Origin of the sequence: Streptomyces sp. BR123 (genome assembly GCF_013401435.1) — a bacterium.
Classification (GTDB): domain Bacteria; phylum Actinomycetota; class Actinomycetes; order Streptomycetales; family Streptomycetaceae; genus Streptomyces.
Map to the genome: position 1 here is coordinate 1 of NZ_JACBGN010000177.1, position 15,080 is coordinate 15,080.

General features: G+C 73.3%; 17 protein-coding genes and 2 riboswitches. Of the genes, 5 read left to right on the forward strand and 12 right to left on the reverse strand.

Going from position 1 to position 15,080, the window contains the following annotated elements; all coding sequences use genetic code 11:
* Both HYE82_RS24060 and HYE82_RS24065 read left to right on the forward strand, forming a co-directional pair.
* A partial coding sequence (locus HYE82_RS24060) for a polysaccharide deacetylase family protein (RefSeq protein ID WP_179176231.1) occupies positions 1–668 on the forward strand: 668 nt, incomplete at its 5' end.
* On the forward strand, positions 665–1,858 hold the full coding sequence (locus HYE82_RS24065) for a YncE family protein (RefSeq protein WP_179176232.1): 1,194 nt from the start codon (positions 665–667) through the stop codon (positions 1,856–1,858). The genes HYE82_RS24060 and HYE82_RS24065, both read left to right, overlap by 4 nt.
* Here the strand turns inward: HYE82_RS24065 and HYE82_RS24070 are convergent.
* The gene (locus HYE82_RS24070) at positions 1,855–2,412 is read right to left on the reverse strand and encodes a hypothetical protein (protein WP_179176233.1); all 558 of its coding nucleotides are present in this window, start codon (positions 2,410–2,412) and stop codon (positions 1,855–1,857) included. The two genes, HYE82_RS24065 and HYE82_RS24070, sit on opposite strands and share 4 nt — an antisense overlap.
* 16 nt (positions 2,413–2,428) lie before the next feature.
* Here HYE82_RS24070 and HYE82_RS24075 point away from each other — a divergent pair, with 16 nt between their 5' ends.
* The gene (locus HYE82_RS24075; RefSeq protein ID WP_179176234.1) at positions 2,429–2,641 is read left to right on the forward strand and encodes an EF-hand domain-containing protein; all 213 of its coding nucleotides are present in this window, start codon (positions 2,429–2,431) and stop codon (positions 2,639–2,641) included.
* A gap of 100 nt (positions 2,642–2,741) precedes the next feature.
* Here the strand turns inward: HYE82_RS24075 and HYE82_RS24080 are convergent, their stop codons facing one another.
* Genes HYE82_RS24080 through HYE82_RS24100 form a run of 5 tightly spaced genes read right to left on the reverse strand, consistent with a single transcriptional unit; the run spans position 2,742 to position 6,064 of the window.
* Complete coding sequence (locus HYE82_RS24080; protein ID WP_179176235.1) at positions 2,742–3,356, reverse strand: PadR family transcriptional regulator; 615 nt, start codon at positions 3,354–3,356, stop codon at positions 2,742–2,744.
* Between the two features lie 34 nt (positions 3,357–3,390).
* The gene (locus HYE82_RS24085; RefSeq protein WP_179176236.1) at positions 3,391–4,212 is read right to left on the reverse strand and encodes an ATP-binding cassette domain-containing protein; all 822 of its coding nucleotides are present in this window, start codon (positions 4,210–4,212) and stop codon (positions 3,391–3,393) included.
* Positions 4,209–4,958 carry a cobalt ECF transporter T component CbiQ gene (cbiQ, locus tag HYE82_RS24090; protein WP_179176237.1) on the reverse strand — a complete coding sequence of 250 codons (750 nt, stop codon included), beginning with the start codon at positions 4,956–4,958 and terminating at the stop codon, positions 4,209–4,211. The genes HYE82_RS24085 and cbiQ overlap by 4 nt, the downstream gene beginning before the upstream one ends.
* A 3-nt stretch (positions 4,959–4,961) precedes the next feature.
* Positions 4,962–5,366, reverse strand: coding sequence for an energy-coupling factor ABC transporter substrate-binding protein (locus HYE82_RS24095; protein WP_179176238.1), 405 nt, complete (start codon positions 5,364–5,366; stop codon positions 4,962–4,964).
* Between the two features lie 5 nt (positions 5,367–5,371).
* Positions 5,372–6,064: an energy-coupling factor ABC transporter permease gene (locus HYE82_RS24100; protein ID WP_179176239.1), complete on the reverse strand. Its 693-nt coding sequence runs from the start codon at positions 6,062–6,064 to the stop codon at positions 5,372–5,374.
* Positions 6,065–6,091: 27 nt separating this feature from the next.
* A riboswitch (cobalamin riboswitch) is annotated at positions 6,092–6,290 on the reverse strand.
* A 662-nt stretch (positions 6,291–6,952) separates the two neighbouring features.
* Between HYE82_RS24100 and HYE82_RS24105 the strand changes: the two genes are divergently transcribed.
* Positions 6,953–7,708: a flavodoxin family protein gene (locus HYE82_RS24105; protein ID WP_179176240.1), complete on the forward strand. Its 756-nt coding sequence runs from the start codon at positions 6,953–6,955 to the stop codon at positions 7,706–7,708.
* A gap of 78 nt (positions 7,709–7,786) precedes the next feature.
* Here the strand turns inward: HYE82_RS24105 and HYE82_RS24110 are convergent, their stop codons facing one another.
* The 6 genes from HYE82_RS24110 to gcvT form a co-directional block, all read right to left on the reverse strand.
* Positions 7,787–8,314 (reverse strand): hypothetical protein, encoded by a 528-nt coding sequence (locus HYE82_RS24110; RefSeq protein ID WP_179176241.1) that lies wholly within the window; start codon positions 8,312–8,314, stop codon positions 7,787–7,789.
* 200 nt (positions 8,315–8,514) lie between these two features.
* Entirely contained in the window at positions 8,515–8,826 is a 312-nt protein-coding gene (locus tag HYE82_RS24115) for a hypothetical protein (protein ID WP_179176242.1), read from the reverse strand.
* A 281-nt stretch (positions 8,827–9,107) separates the two neighbouring features.
* Entirely contained in the window at positions 9,108–10,490 is a 1,383-nt protein-coding gene (locus HYE82_RS24120; RefSeq protein ID WP_179176243.1) for an L-serine ammonia-lyase, read from the reverse strand.
* A 296-nt stretch (positions 10,491–10,786) separates the two neighbouring features.
* Positions 10,787–12,043 carry a serine hydroxymethyltransferase gene (gene glyA / locus HYE82_RS24125; RefSeq protein WP_179176244.1) on the reverse strand — a complete coding sequence of 419 codons (1,257 nt, stop codon included), beginning with the start codon at positions 12,041–12,043 and terminating at the stop codon, positions 10,787–10,789.
* Between the two features lie 19 nt (positions 12,044–12,062).
* Positions 12,063–12,443: a glycine cleavage system protein GcvH gene (gene gcvH, locus HYE82_RS24130; protein ID WP_179176245.1), complete on the reverse strand. Its 381-nt coding sequence runs from the start codon at positions 12,441–12,443 to the stop codon at positions 12,063–12,065.
* Positions 12,444–12,546: 103 nt separating this feature from the next.
* A complete protein-coding gene (gene gcvT / locus HYE82_RS24135) occupies positions 12,547–13,662 on the reverse strand; it encodes a glycine cleavage system aminomethyltransferase GcvT (RefSeq protein WP_179176246.1) in 1,116 nt (371 codons plus the stop codon).
* 182 nt (positions 13,663–13,844) lie between these two features.
* A riboswitch (glycine riboswitch) is annotated at positions 13,845–13,948 on the reverse strand.
* Between the two features lie 309 nt (positions 13,949–14,257).
* Between gcvT and HYE82_RS24140 the strand changes: the two genes are divergently transcribed.
* Positions 14,258–14,878, forward strand: a complete 621-nt coding sequence (locus HYE82_RS24140) for an AAA family ATPase (RefSeq protein WP_309144434.1) — start codon at positions 14,258–14,260, stop codon at positions 14,876–14,878.
* Positions 14,879–15,080 lie beyond the last annotated feature (202 nt).

The following is a 15,080-nucleotide window of genomic DNA, read 5'->3' on the forward strand; positions in this document are numbered from 1 at the left end:
CGCCGCGAACTGCGCGCGGTGACCACCACGGAGCTGCTGACCCCGCCCCGCGACGCTTCCCCGGACAGCCCGAGGAGATCGCGCACGGCCCCCGCAACCGCCCCCGGGTCGCCCTCACGTTCCACGGCAACGGAGACCCCGCCACCGCCCGGGCCGTGCTCGCCGAGGCCGAACGCGCGGGCGCCCGGGTCACCGTCCTCGCGATCGGCGCCTGGCTCGACACCCACCCGGACATCGCCCGCCGGGTCCTGGACGGCGGCCACGAGCTCGGCAACCACACCCAGCGCCACCTCGCGATCAACGACATGGCCGAGGCCGAGGCGTACGCGGAGATCACCGGCTGCGCCCGGCGGCTGAAGCGCCTCACCGGCTCCATCGGCACCTGGTTCCGCCCCTCGCGGACGCAGTACGCCACCCCGCTCGTCCGGAAGCTGGCCCGGCGGGCGGGCTACCCGCACGTCCTCTCGTACGACGTGGACTCCCTCGACTTCACCTCGCCCGGCGCGGCGGCCGTCATCCGCACCGTCACCGGGACGATCCGCAGCGGATCGGTGGTGAGCCTGCACTTCGGCTACGCGGACACGGTCGACGCGATGCCGCCCCTCCTCGAAGAACTCGCGCGCCGCGAACTGCGCGCGGTGACCACCACGGAGCTGCTGACCCCATGACGACCACCCGCCTTCCCCGGAAGGCCACCGTGCTCCTGGCCGGTCTGGTCCTCGCCGCCCTGGCCGGCTGCGGATCGGCCGGCGACAAGGGCCCCGCCGAGGCGCTCGGCTCCGAAGCCGCGGCCCGGCCGCCCGTCAAGGCCGTCCCCGCCGTCCCGCCCGGCCTCGCCGGCATGCCGCCGCTCCTCGACCCGAACGACGTGTACGCGGCCGACCGCCCGAACCGGCTCTCCCCGGTGGTCAAGGACTTCCCGTCCCGGGTCTACGTGCCGAACACCGCCTCCAACACGGTGTCCGTCATCGATCCCGCGACGTACAAGGTCATCGACACCATCCCCGTCGGCATCCAGCCCCAGCACGTGGTCCCCTCCTGGGACTTGAAGACACTGTGGGTCAACAACAACCGCGGCCACACCCTCACCCCGATCAACCCCGCGACCGGCGAGGCCGGCGAACCCGTCGAGGTGCACGACCCGTACAACCTGTACTTCACGCCGAACGGCAAGTACGCGGTGGTCATGGCCTCGATGGACAAGGAGCTCGTCTTCCGCGACCCGCGCACCATGAACCGGGTCAAGTCCCTCCCGGTGACCTGTTTCGGCGTCAACCACGCCGACTTCTCCGCGGACGGCCGCTACTTCATCGTCTCGTGCGAGTTCTCCGGCGAACTCCTCAAGGTCGACACCGAGAAGATGGAGGTCGTCGCCCAGCAGAAGCTGCCCTTCGAGGGGGCCATGCCGCAGGACGTCAAGATCTCCCCGGACGGCAAGACCTTCTACGTCGCCGACATGATGGCGCACGGCATGTGGGTGCTCAGCGGCGAGCAGTTCGACACCCCCAAGCTGCTGCCCACCGGCAAGGGCTGCCACGGCCTGTACGTCAGCCGCGACTCCCGCGAGATGTACATCTCCAACCGCGGCGAGGGCAGCATCTCGGTCTACGACTTCCAGCAGGGCAGGCTCACCAAGAAGTGGCAGCTGCCCGACGGCGGCAGCCCCGACATGGGCGGCGTCTCCGCCGACGGCAAGGTGCTGTGGCTCTCGGGCCGCTACGACGGCGAGGTCTACGCGATCGACACGGCCACCGGCCGGCAGCTCGCCCGGATCCCCGTGGGCGGCGGCCCGCACGGCCTGGCCGTCTACCCGCAGCCCGGCCGCTACTCCCTCGGCCACACCGGGGTCTTCCGCTAGGGCCGCCCCACTGCACCGCACTGCACGGCACGGAGCGGCGCCCCGGGAGCCCGCACGCCCTCCCGGGCCGCCGCCGCGCCCTCACCAGGCGACCGGAAGCCGCTCCGGCAGCCGCTCGACGAAGCCCGTGCGCCACACCAGGTTCTCGGCGGGGGGCCGGCGAACCCGGCCCGCAGGTCCACGGCCCGCCCCTCGGAGACCGGCCGGTCGACGAGCGCGCCCGCCGTGGCGCGCAGCCAGCCCTGCAGGCCGTGCCGGCGCAGGTTGAGGGACTTCGTCACCGCGGTGCGCAGGCCGGCACCGTTGATGCTGCCCATGTTGTCGACGACCTCGGGCGGGATCGTCGGCCCGTACTGGCGCGGCACCCCGGGACGGGCGGTGTCCCTCAGGCTGAACCGCTCGTCCTCCAGCACCTGCTCGGCCGGCGCGTAGCTGCTGACCGGCCAGGCGTGGTCCCCGGTCGGCGCCTGGTCCGCCGGCGTGCCGTCCGAAGGGACCCGGTAGCGGCGGCCGCTCCCGGCTGCCGCTACCCTGAGCCGGTCAACGAGCACCAAGAAGGGGTGGATCCCAGTGGCGGACATCGAGAGCGCACGGCAGGCGTTCGGCAGGTTCGACGCGGACGGCGACGGCTTCGTCACGGCAGACGAGTTCCGCCGGGCCATGGCGGAGATGGGCGACCCGTTCGTCACGGGCCCGGTCGCGGACTCCGTGATCGCCGCCAAGGACGTGAACGGCGACGGCCTGCTGAGCTTCGACGAGTTCTGGGCCTCCCTGGACAAGTAAGGCGCGCACAGCCCCCGTACCGCCCCGGCGGGCGTACGGGGGCTGCGGCCTGCCCGCCCGCGGGGCGCGGTACGGGTGCCCGCCTCCGGCGGTCCGCGCCCTACGGCGCGCCGTCGGCCCCGGCCGGGGCGTCCGAGGCGTCCGGGACGTGCGGGGCGGCATCCGCGGCGCCGCCCGGCGGCGTCATGTCCCCGACCTCGCCCAGGGCCTCCTCCAGCCAGCGCAGCCAGAACGTCTCCAGGCCGATGCCGCCGTGCAGCACGAGCCGGCGCAGCCGGTCCTCGTCGGAGTCCCGTTCCGGGGGGAAGTCCTTCTCCTCGATGGCCTCGTACAGCGCCAGCTGCCGCCGGTGCAGCTCCAGGTGCCGCCGCAGCTCCCCGGCCAGCCCTTGCACCCCGACCACGCCCGCGGCCCGGATCCGCAGCAGCAGCGGGTCCCGGATGGCCTTCGGGTCCTGGCTCTCGCCGACCCACCGGGCGAGCTCCGCGCTGCCGGCGGGCAGGACCTCGTACTCCTTCCTCTGCCCCCGCACGGGCACCTCGCTCGGCAGGGCCCGGATCAGCCCGGCCTCCTCCAGCCGGCCCAGCTCGCGGTAGATCTGCTGGTGCGTCGCGGACCAGAAGTACCCGATCGACTTGTCGAACCGCCGGGTCAGCTCCAGCCCGGACGAGGGCTTCTCGAGCAGGGCGGTGAGGATGGCGTGCGGCAGCGACATGCCGTCATCCTAGGTTCGCCGCACGCCGTCCGGGTCAATGCCAGGAGGCCAGCGCCTCGGGGGTGCCCGGGCCCGGGGCGCCGGGGCCGAGCAGGTCCCGGGCCCGCAGGAAAGCCGCCACCGCCGGCGACCAGGCCTGGCGCAGGCCTGCCTCGGCGAGCAGTCCCGGGTCGGCCAGCAGCCGCGCGGCCGGGCCGAAGCGGATACCGGTCGGGGTCAGGACCGCCGCGTCGTCGCCCCAGCGCACCGCCAGGTCGACGTCGTGCGTGGCCATCACCACCGTGGTGCCGCGCGAGCGCAGCCCCGCCAGCGTGTCCAGCAGCCGCTCCTGCCCGTCCGGGTCGAGGCCGGCCGTCGGCTCGTCGAGGATCAGCACCCGCGGGGCCATCGCCACCGCGCCCGCGATCGCCGCGCGCTTGCGCTGCCCGTACGAGAGCAGGTGTGTCGGGCGGTCCCGCAGCCCGGTGATGTCGAGCGCGGCCAGGGCGGACTCCACGCGGGCCCGCACCTCGTCCGCGGGCAGGCCGAGGTTCATCGGGCCGAAGGAGACGTCCTGCTCCACCGAGGCGGCGAAGAGCTGGTCGTCCGGGTCCTGCACCACCAGCTGGACCGCCGTCCGCAGCCGGGTCAGGCCCGCCCGGTCGTACCCGACCGGCGTCCCGTCCAGGCGCAGTTCGCCCGAGCCGGGCCGCAGGCCGCCGCTGAGCAGCCGCATCAGCGTGGTCTTGCCGCTGCCGTTGCGGCCGAGCAGGACCAGCGCCCTGCCCTCGGCGATGGCGAAGTCCACGTCGGCCAGCACCGCCGGGCCGTCCTCGTACGCGTAGCCGGCCCCGGCCAGTTCCACCAACGGGTTCACAGGTAGAGCCCCTTCAGGGTGAGGGTCAGTGCGGCCACGGCCGCGAGCAGGGCCGCCGACGCCGCGAGGAAGCGCCAGGACAGGGTCGCCTCGGGGACGAGGACCCGCAGCGCGCCGTCGTAGCCGCGCCCGGCCAGGCCCGACTGGAGCCGCGCCGCGCGGTCGAAGGCCCGCACGAACGAGGTGGCGGCGAGCCCGGCCACCGAGCGCCAGGCCGCCGCCCGGCCCGCGTGCCCCAGGCGGGCCGCCTGCGCGCGCCGCACCTGGGCCAGGGAGTCGAGCAGCAGGAAGCCGATCCGGTACATGACCAGCGCCACGTCCACCACCGGCGCCGGCACCCCGGCCCGGACCAGCCGGGGCAGCACGTCCGACACCGGCGTGGTGAACGCGAACAGCAGCACCCCGAGGGAGGCCGCCGAGGTGCGCAGCAGCAGCTCGGCGGCGAGCCGCGGCCCGTCCGGGGCCGGGGAGACCGGCCCGGCCGGGCCGCCGACCGCGACCAGCAGCGGCAGCGCCCCGGTGAAGCAGAACCCCAGCGGGATCCGGAAGGCCCGCCACAGCTGCCGTCCGGCGACCCCGGCCGGCCCGAGGAGCACGGCGAGGGTCGCCGCGGCCACGAGCGGTCCGCCGGGCCAGGGCGGCAGGCACAGGGCGCTGACCGTCAGGCCGAGCCCGAGCAGTGCCTTCTCCAGAGGATGGCGGCCCCGCCAGCGGCTGCTGTGCGCAGCCACATCGATCGGCAGCACCGGCTACGACTCCGCGCCGGGCGCCGATGCGGATGCGGATGCGGATGCGGCGGCCGGTGCCGGTGCGGCGCCGGCGGGAGCCGTGCCGGCGGCCGCGGCGGCCGCGGCAGCGCCCTGGCGGCGTCCCCGGCGGACGCCGAAGTAGTACGCGAGCACGCCCGCGCCCAGCGCCGCCTGCAGGGCGAACAGCGCCGACTCGACCTCCCCGGAGGGGGGCTCGTACAGCGGGGAGAACCAGGGCTCGTAGTCCGGCTTCAGCTCGCTGATGGCCGCCTCCGCCTGCGCGTCGGCGCCCGTGAACGGCTCCTCCTTGCCCTCGCCGAGGCCCAGGGCGAGGGGCAGTACGGCCAGCGCGGCCACCAGGAGCAGCAGCAGGCCGTTGATCTTCGCGTTCCGGCTCGGGTTCATGCGCGTCACACCGCCGTCTTCTGCTCGGAGCGGCCGGCGAGCCGGGCGACGCCCAGCCGGACCAGGTCGGACTTGCTGGACTGCATCAGCAGCCGCATCACCAGGACCGTCAGCAGGCCTTCGCTCACGGCGAGCGGGATCTGGGTGACCGCGAAGATGCCGCCGAACTTGGCGAGCGCGCCGAGGAAGCCCGTACCCGGGTCGGGGAAGGCGAGCGCGAGCTGCACCGAGGTCACGCAGTAGGTGACGAGGTCGGCGAAGAAGGCGCCGAAGAACACCGACACCATCAGCGGGGCGTTGAGCTGCCGCAGCAGCAGGTAGATGCAGTAGCCCGACCACGGCCCGGCGATGGCCATCGAGAAGACGTTGGCGCCGAGGGTGGTCAGTCCGCCGTGCGCGAGCAGCAGCGCCTGGAAGAGGAGGGTGATCGTGCCGAGCACCGCCATGACGGGCGGCCGGAACAGGATCGCGCCGAGCCCGGTCCCGGTGGGGTGGGAGCAGCTGCCCGTCACCGACGGGATCTTCAGCGCGGACAGGACGAACGTGAACGCTCCGGATGCGCCCAGCAGGAGGGTGCTCTCCGGGTTGGCCTTCACCTCGCGGGTGAGGGCCCGTACCCCGTGGACGACGAAGGGGGCGGACGCGGCGCCCCAGGCGGCCGCGTGCAAGGGGGGCAGAAACCCCTCGGCTATATGCATGAGCGGGAGACCTCTCCAGCACCTCGTGGATGGACAACGCGCCTTGGCCGGTCTCCTGGCTCACGGGTGCTGATGCCCTGGCTCCGCCTTCCCGGGCGGTGCGGGTCCCTCCCCGCGCTGCCCAGTGGCTTTCCCGCAGGAGTGGAGCCGGACTTCCCGTTCACAGTGGCGAGGGCCGCACCGGTTTTCCACCGGTTTCCCGTACACCAAGGCCTGATGACCCTAATCCGCCTCGTGGACCGGTAACAACCCGGATGCGCGGCGCCTGTTGGGCCCGGGGATTCCGCTTCGGGACGGTTGGCGGCTGGTGCGCTCCGGGCGGAGGGGCCAAACCGTTCCGAGGCCAAGGAAGTTCCGGCTTCCGGCTGTGGCCGCTGTGGACCGGCGCGCGCTGAGGCGCTCTTCCGCTCCTGCGCTCCAACCGGCGCCGCCGGGGCGTGCGCGGGGAGCGGCGGGGCGTGGCGGCCGGGGGACGGCGTCCGGGGGTGGTCACCCCCGGACGGGCGCCTTCCGGTCGCCGCAGGGTCCGGTGCCCCGCAGGACCAGCCGGACGGACCGGTCCAAGACCGGCCCCACCCGGCCGCGCACCAACCGCCCCGCGCCCAGGCGACGCGGGGTTCCCTCCCCGGCCCGGCCTTCGGGCCGTGCCGGCCGGCGTCCGGAGGGACACGCACCAACGGGCCGGAGGACGCTGCCCCGCGCAGCCCACCGGCACCAGGGCGTGACCACGGTCAGCACACCCACCATCCGCCGACACCGGCCACGAGGAGCAGCACTGGGCGCGGGATTCCACCTCCACGCCCATGCCGCCCCACCCAGGTGGGCAGAAGCCACGCCGAACCCCACGGTTCGCACGGGATCGCTCAGCTGATCAGAGACACTGGGAGGGTGCCCGCCGAACACGACACCGCGACACGGCAGCCGGGGGCGAACGCCGGGGCGTTCGACTACTCCGACCTGACCGCCGTCTACGTCAACTGCACGCTCAAGCGCTCGCCCGAGACCAGCAACACGGAGGGCCTGATCACGCGGAGCCGCGCCGTCATGGAGGCGGCCGGCGCCCGGACCTCGCTGATCCGCGCCGTCGACCACGACATCGCCACCGGGGTCTGGCCGGACATGACCGAGCACGGCTGGGAAACCGACCAGTGGCCCGTCCTGTACAGCCAGATCATGGCCGCCGACATCCTCGTGCTGTGCGGGCCGATCTGGCTCGGCGACAACAGCTCCGTGATGAAGCAGGTCATCGAGCGGCTCTACGCCTGCTCCTCGATCCTGAACGAGCTGGGCCAGTACGCGTACTACGGGCGCGTCGGCGGGGCGCTGATCACGGGCAACGAGGACGGCGTGAAGCACTGCGCCATGAACGTCCTCTACAGCCTCCAGCACCTCGGGTACACCGTCCCGCCGCAGGCCGACGCCGGCTGGATCGGCGAGGCGGGGCCCGGCCCCTCGTACCTCGACCCGGGCTCGGGCGGGCCGGAGAACGACTTCACCAACCGGAACACGACCTTCATGTCGTGGAACCTCATGCACCTGGCCGCCCTGCTCAAGCGTTCCGGCGGCATCCCCGCCCACGGCAACCAGCGCTCCGAGTGGGACGCCGGCTGCCGCTTCGACTTCCCCAACCCGGAGCACCGCTGACGCAGCCGGGCAGGGCGGGGCAGGAGCCGGGCCGGCCGGGCGGCTGCCTGCCGCCCGGCCGGCCGTCCGTGCGGACGCTCAGCCGCAGCACGTGTTCCGGTGCGCGACGTCCAGCACGAACCGGTCGGGCGAGCGCAGGGTGAACGACGTGTAGGACGGCTTCTTGTCGAAGGCGGCGCCGAAGGTGACGTACCCCTCGAAGTCGCCCGTCATGGCGAAGCCCTTCAGCGCGGGCAGGCCGATCCGGGCGAGCTTCGGCCCGCGGTAGGTGCTCTCGCCGGAGCTCAGGTGCGCGTCGGCGGGGTGCAGGCGGATCTGGAGGAAGTACTTCCCGGCGAGCGGTACGGGCTCGCCGGAGCCGTCCCGGTACAGCCGCGGGACGCGGGTGACCTCGACGCCGGGGACGCGGCCCCGCAGGTCGATGACGATCCGGTCGTACGCGCAGTGCCCGGCCCAGCGGGCGTTCACGACGTGCGGGACGGCGGTGCGCCCGGTGGTCGCGGCCGGGGCCTGGGCGGTGGAGGCGGGCGCGGCGAGGGCGATTCCGGCGGTGAGGAGCGCCCCCGTGGCCAGGGCCACGGTCTGCCGGCGGCGGAGATGGTTCATGACGTCCCCCTGTTTCTGGAGGGGCGGGGACTGGTGGTGTCACTGCAGGAGACACCGCGCGCGTGTCCATGGTTGCGGCAAAACCAGGTGAATTTCCCAATGGTCCGAAATTTCCGATCCGAGGAGTCGCCGGATCACGCGGCACGGGAGGGGGCGGGCCCGCCTCCGGCCGGAGGCGGGCCCGCAGGTTCACCGGGCGGCTATGGAGCGGGCTCGGCGGAGACCGGCGCGTTCCCGTTGGACTGCCCGACGGGGGCCGAGCCGGTGCCGTTGAGCTGCACCGCGTTGCTCTGGTTCGTCGCACCGGAGCCGGTGGCGACCTGCTGGGTGGTCGAAGAGTTGCCGGCGTTGGCGCCGAAGACGCCGCTGTCGACGATCTCGGCGGCGGCCGCGTTGGACGAGGTCCCCGCACCGGCTCCGCCGTCGGCCCGGGCGGTGCCCGAGCAGAGCAGGGCGGCGAGGGGGAGCGCGGCGAGAGCGGCGATCGCGCGGGCGCTGCGGGTGCTTGCCATGGTGGGGTCCTCCGTGGGGGAAAGGGCTGCGGTCCCGGGCGGGTGGCCGGCCGCCGGGGTGTGTGGCCGCGACGTCACGTGATCACCACTGCCCACGCGGATCGTCCCTTACCGCCCTCGTCCCCCGGTTCGCCCTGAAGCGTGGTCCCTCCATGCCAAACCTCGACGCCCGGGAAAACCGGGACGGTTGGCGCAGGTCGGGGGAGTGGCCGGAGGAAAACGGGCGGGACCCCGGGCGCCGCGGCGCCCGGGGTCCCGCCCGCAACAGGAACCGGATCAGGTCAGCATTCGATGACGTTGACGGCGAGGCCGCCGCGCGCCGTCTCCTTGTACTTGATCTTCATGTCGGCGCCGGTCTCCTTCATGGTCTTGATGACCTTGTCCAGGGAGACCTTGTGGCTGCCGTCGCCGCGCATCGCCATCTTCGCGGCCGTGACCGCCTTGACCGCCGCCATGCCGTTGCGCTCGATGCACGGGATCTGGACCAGGCCGCCGACCGGGTCGCAGGTCAGGCCCAGGTTGTGCTCCATGCCGATCTCGGCCGCGTTCTCGACCTGCTCCGGGGTGCCGCCCAGCACCTCGGCCAGCGCGCCCGCCGCCATCGAGCAGGCGGAGCCGACCTCGCCCTGGCAGCCGACCTCGGCGCCGGAGATCGAGGCGTTCTCCTTGAACAGCATGCCGATCGCGCCCGCGGCGAGGAGGAAGCGGACCACGCCGTCCTCGTCCGCGCCGGGCACGAAGTTCACGTAGTAGTGCAGGACGGCCGGGAGGACGCCCGCGGCGCCGTTCGTCGGCGCGGTGACGACGCGGCCGCCCGCCGCGTTCTCCTCGTTCACCGCCATCGCGTAGATCGTCGTCCACTCGCTGCGGTGGAGCATCGGGTCGCCCTCGGTGCGCAGCTGGCGCGCCGTGGACGCCGCGCGGCGCTTGACCCGCAGGCCGCCCGGGAGGATGCCCTCGCGGGACATGCCGCGCGCGACGCAGGCCTGCATGACCCGCCAGATCTCCAGCAGGCCCGCGCGGATCTCCTCCTCCGTGCGCCAGGCCTTCTCGTTCTCCAGCATCAGCGAGGAGATCGACAGGCCCGTCTCCTTAGCCAGGCGCAGCATCTCGTCACCGGAGCGGAAGGGGTACTTCAGCACGGTGTCGTCGAGCTTGATCCGGTCCTCGCCGACCGCGTCCTCGTCGACGACGAAGCCGCCGCCGACCGAGTAGTAGGTCTTCTCCAGCAGAGGGGCGCCCGAGGCGTCGTACGCGAAGAGGGTCATGCCGTTCGCGTGGTACGGCAGGGCCCGGCGGCGGTGCAGGATCAGCTGGCTCGGCTCGTCGAACGCGATCTCGTGCGCGCTTCCTATCTCCGTGCCGAGCAGGCGCAGCCGGCCCGTCTGCCGGATGCGCTCCACCTCGTCGTCGGCGGTCTCCACGTCCACCGTGCGGGGGGAGTGGCCCTCCAGGCCCAGCAGCACCGCCTTCGGGGTGCCGTGGCCGTGGCCGGTCGCGCCGAGCGAGCCGTACAGCTCGGCCCGGACGGAGGCGGTCTGCGCGAGCACACCGTCCTTCTTCAGCCGCATGACGAACATGCGGGCGGCGCGCATCGGACCCACGGTGTGCGAGCTGGAGGGACCGATGCCGATCGAGAAGAGATCGAAAACCGAAATGGCCACGGTGGCGGACTCCCGGGAGTTGTTCACCCCCGCGGGTGGCGGGGAGCGGACCGCCTGCCGGTCTCGCGGGGGGACGAGGCGGCCGACGGAAGGGGGGCGGATCTTGCGGGGATTGCGGGCAAAGATCACCTCGTGGGCGCCCATGCCCGGTTCATCAGCGTACGTCAGTTCGTGGGGGTGCCGGTTACGCCGGCCTGTACGGGGGCTGTCGCGGTCCCGACGTACCGGACCGCGGCCCCGGGCCATGAGAAAGGCCCGGCCCTGTGTGACACAAGGCCGGGCCCCCGAGCCGTGGCCTACAGCGACGGGTACAGCGGGAACTTCGCGGCGAGCGCCGAGACGCGCGCCTTGAGGGCCTCGCCGTCGTACGCCGGCTTCAGGGCCTCCGCGATGATGTCGGCGACCTCGGTGAAGTCCTCGGCGCCGAAACCGCGCGTGGCCAGGGCCGGCGTACCGATCCGCAGACCCGAGGTGACCATCGGCGGCCGCGGGTCGTTCGGGATGGCGTTGCGGTTGACCGTGATGCCGATCTCGTGGAGGCGGTCCTCGGCCTGCTGGCCGTCCAGCTCCGAGTTGCGCAGGTCGACCAGGACCAGGTGCACGTCGGTGCCGCCGGTGAGCACGTCCACGCCCACGGCCTTGACGTCGTCCTGGACCAGGCGCTCGGCGATGATCCTCGCGCCGGCCAGGGTGCGCTCCTGGCGCTCCTTGAACTCGGGCGAGGCCGCCACCTTGAAGGAGACCGCCTTGGCGGCGATCACGTGCTCCAGCGGGCCGCCCTGCTGGCCGGGGAAGACCGCGGAGTTGATCTTCTTGGCGAGCTCCTGCGTCGACAGGATGACACCGCCGCGCGGACCGCCCAGGGTCTTGTGCGTGGTGGTGGTCACGACGTGGGCGTGCGGCACCGGGTTCGGGTGCAGGCCCGCGGCGACCAGGCCCGCGAAGTGGGCCATGTCGACCATCAGGTACGCGCCCACCTCGTCCGCGATCCGGCGGAAGGCGGCGAAGTCCAGCTGGCGCGGGTACGCCGACCAGCCGGCGACGATCAGCTGCGGCTTGCTCTCCTTGGCGAGGCGCTCGACCTCGGCCATGTCGACCTGGCCGTCCTCCCCGACGTGGTAGGGGACCACGTTGTAGAGCTTGCCGGAGAAGTTGATCTTCATGCCGTGGGTCAGGTGACCGCCGTGGGCCAGGTTGAGGCCCATGATCGTGTCGCCCGGCTTCAGCAGCGCGAACATCGCGGCGGCGTTGGCCTGCGCACCCGAGTGCGGCTGGACGTTCGCGGCCTCGGCGCCGAAGAGCGCCTTGATCCGGTCGATCGCGATCTGCTCGACGACGTCGACGTGCTCGCAGCCGCCGTAGTAGCGGCGGCCCGGGTAGCCCTCGGCGTACTTGTTGGTCAGGACCGATCCCTGGGCCTCCATGACGGCGACCGGAGCGAAGTTCTCCGAGGCGATCATCTCCAGGGTGGACTGCTGGCGTACGAGCTCGGCGTCGACGGCGGCGGCGACGTCCGGGTCGAGCTCGTGGAGGGGCGTGTTCAGAACGGACATCAGGATCCCCTGTGGTCAGTTACTTACCGGCGGTGAGCTGGTCGTACTCGTCGGCGGAGAGCAGGTCGGCCGGCTCCTCCGCGACGCGGACCTTGAACAGCCAGCCACCCTCGAACGGAGCGGAGTTCACGAGGCTGGGGTCGTCCACGACGTCCTGGTTCGCCTCGACGACCTCGCCGGTGACGGGGGAGAACAGGTCGCTGACCGACTTGGTCGACTCCAGCTCGCCGCAGGTCTCGCCCGCGGTCACCGTGTCGCCGACCTCGGGGAGCTGGGCGTAGACGACGTCACCGAGCGCGTTGGCCGCGAACTCCGTGATGCCGACCGTGGCGACGCCGTCCTCGGCGGCCGACAGCCACTCGTGCTCCTTGCTGAAACGCAGCTGCTGGGGGTTGCTCATGACCTGATTCTCCTGGATGCGGGGGAGTGCGAACGAACAGTGGTCTTGCGTGGTGAGACGCCTCGGCCGGCGGTGGGCGGCCGGGGCCGCCGCCGCGCCGGCGCTACTTCTGCCGCTTGTAGAAGGGCAGGGCGACGACCTCGTACGGCTCATGCGTACCGCGGATGTCCACGCCGACGCCGGAGGTGCCGGGCGCGGCGTGGGCCGCGTCCACGTATGCCATCGCGATCGGCTTGCCCAGGGTCGGGGAAGGGGCGCCGGAGGTGACCTCGCCGATCACCTCGCCGCCCGCCACGACCTGGAACCCGGCGCGGGGGACGCGGCGGCCCTCGGCGACCAGGCCGACCAGCTTGCGCGGCGGGTTCGTGGCGGCACGCTCGGCGGCGGCCTCCAGGGCGGCGCGGCCCACGAAGTCGCCCTCCTTCTCGAACTTCACGACCCGGCCCAGACCCGCGTCGAACGGGGTCAGGGAGGTGGTCAGCTCGTGCCCGTACAGCGGCATGCCCGCCTCCAGGCGCAGCGTGTCGCGGCAGGACAGGCCGCAGGGCACCAGGCCGGCGCCCTCGCCGGCCTTGGTCAGGGCCTGCCACAGCTCCACGGCGTGCTCGGGGGAGACGAACAGCTCGAAGCCGTCCTCGCCGGTGTAGCCCGTACGTGCGATCAGCGCGGGCACGCCGGCGACGGTGCCCGGCAGGCCGGCGTAGTACTTCAGGTTGTCCAGGTCGGCGTCGGTGAGGGAAGCCAGGATGCCGGGGGACTCCGGGCCCTGGACGGCGATCAGCGCGTACGCGTCGCGGTCGTCGCGGACCTCGGTGTCGAAGCCGGCGGCGCGCTCGGTGAGCGCGTCGAGGACGACCTGGGCGTTGGAGGCGTTGGCGACGACCATGTACTCGGTCTCGGCCAGGCGGTAGACGATCAGGTCGTCGAGGATCCCGCCGTCCTCCCGGCAGATGTGCGTGTAGCGGGCGCGGCCGACGCCGACGGTGGAGATGTTCCCGACCAGGGCGTAGTCCAGGAGCTTCACGGCCTCCGGACCGGTCACGGTGATCTCGCCCATGTGGGAGAGGTCGAAGAGGCCGGCCTTGGTGCGCACGGCGTTGTGTTCGTCGCGCTCGCTGCCGTACCGCAGCGGCATGTCCCAGCCCGCGAAGTCGGTCATGGTCGCACCGAGCGAGCGGTGCAGCGCATCGAGGGCGGTCAGGCGGGGGGCATTGCTCATGGGTGTGGCTCCCGGGTCCCAGGGCATGACATGACGAGGACGTTCCTCCCCATCTGTCATCGGAACCTGAGAGGTTCGCCGAGAGTCCCGCGGGAACGGGAACACCGACTTGCACCTTGGGTGGAGCACGCCCCGGTCCGTCGCGGGGGACGGCAGGGGCGCGGCTCGCTTTTCAGATCTGCCTCATCCACGCGGTACGGGGCCTGAGAGATTCAAGGGAGGTACTTGCTCCTTCGGCGCCCGGGCGCGGCCTCGCGGCCTGCCGGGACTCTCCCGCGCGGATTCAAGCGGCCGGTATGCAGTTGGTCCAGATGGCGCACATCATTGCACGCCGTACCGCGGATCGGGTGGGCGGGCCCGAAAGACTGTGTCATTCGCTCGGTCGCGGGCAGGGTCCGGTGGGCGGTGTCCGTCGGCGGGCGGTGTCCTGTCGGTGACGGGCGGTGTCCGGTGGCCGGACGGCCGGGCGGAACCGGCGGTGTCGGATTACCGTCTCTTTACACTCAGTGGGCATGGGGTCCTGGAGGCCCGATACGGGGGAGGCGATCTTGTGCGGAGATTCGGAGTGCTGGCGACCGCCGGGGCCGCGGAGGGCGTGCCCGCACAGGGGGCGCGCGAGCACCGCGGGCCGGTCCGCGACCTGCGCGGCCGGGGGGACCGCGGGCCGCGCGGGCTCGGCTTCGCCGAGGGCGACATCGTCGTGGTCTCCGGCCTGCCCGGCGGCGGCAAGAGCACGCTGATCAAGCGGGCCGCCGAGGGCAGCGGCATCGACTCCCAGGACGTGCGCGAGCGCTGGGAGCAGCGCATGCCCAGGGGGCTCCCGTACGCCGTCTACCGCCCGCTGGTGCGGATCGCGCACTACTGGGGGCTGTGGCGGACCCTGGGCTCCGGCGCCTCGGCCGTCGTCCACGACTGCGGGACGCAGCGCTGGGTGCGGGGGCTGCTGGCGGCGACGGCCCGGCGCCGCGGCAGGGCCCTGCACCTGCTGATCCTGGACGCCACCCCGCAGGAGGCCCTCTCCGGGCAGGCGGCGCGGGGGCGGGGCGTGTCGGCCTACGCCTTCGCCCGGCACCGGGCGGCGGTGCGCCGGCTGGTGCGGGCCGCGGAGTCGGGCCCGCTGCCGCCGGGCTGCGCCTCGGTCGTACTGCTGGACCGGGCCGCGGCCGCACGCCTGACCCGCATAGCCTTCCACCCCGCGCAGCCCGACGGGGCCTGAACCCACGGCCGGACGGACCACCGGCGGCGCGGGGAGGAGCCGGACCATGAGCGGCCGGACGGCGAGGGTCGCCTACAGGAGGCGGGCCCGGCGGGAGCCGGGACCACGACGGGCCGCCACGGGCCCGGGGCGAGCGGGCCGGTGCGGTCCCCGGCGTGCGGGCGCGGGCGCGGGCCTGGCGGGGCGGGCGCGGGCGTTGGCG